Origin of the sequence: Pseudoalteromonas sp. Z9A6 (assembly GCF_011378805.1) — a bacterium.
Lineage (GTDB): Bacteria > Pseudomonadota > Gammaproteobacteria > Enterobacterales > Alteromonadaceae > Pseudoalteromonas > Pseudoalteromonas distincta.
This window is the reverse complement of sequence record NZ_WTKZ01000144.1, coordinates 1-579: the sequence shown is the minus strand read 5'-3', so window position 1 is coordinate 579 and position 579 is coordinate 1. Positions and strand designations below refer to the sequence as shown.

Sequence of the window (579 nt, the reverse complement as noted above, 5' to 3'; positions counted from 1 at the left end):
AATACCCAATGCCACTAGAACCTTTTCACAGCGTTCCATGCCTTTTTTTTTTTTTTTTCTACCAGCTTCACCAATATCATCCAATTGCATCAGTTTCATTTGCTGCACTAGCATTCCCTCCCAATAGGGCAGGTGTCGCTTATCTACAATGCCGCTTTCACAGCTATCAGGCTTACCACACTTACACTCATCATCATTGGTGCACCACCCAATACCTGTTGAGCGAATTGGTATGGAGCTAGAGTATGCCTTTGCCATAGCACTAAGAGAGCCAAAAGATTTAATTAACTCTTTATCCTCACGGACTTTCATGATGTTTTGAGCTATGTCGCCACCAGTGATAGGCGGAGTTTTTCAAGTTAGTTGTCGCATCAAGTTAAATTTTATGCCGCCCGCATTGCTTCTTTTTTTTCTGGATTTAAATTTACTTCATTGATCATTGTCCAATCTCGAGATTTTCCTGACCAACGACTTGGGTTCTGTAATTTCGCCATTTCATTTACCTGATGACGTTTCGCTAGTATCGCTTTATCTAATCCTAAATGACGCTGGTTTGGCGTGACAAATTTAATACCGCTG

Annotated in this window: 2 pseudogenes; both read right to left on the bottom strand. The window is 41.1% G+C overall.

Going from position 1 to position 579, the window contains the following annotated elements:
* Positions 1-312: pseudogene (locus GQR53_RS20575) on the bottom strand (site-specific integrase); the annotation flags it as partial.
* A 71-nt stretch (positions 313-383) separates the two neighbouring features.
* A pseudogene (locus tag GQR53_RS20570) lies at positions 384-579 on the bottom strand (IS3 family transposase); the annotation flags it as partial.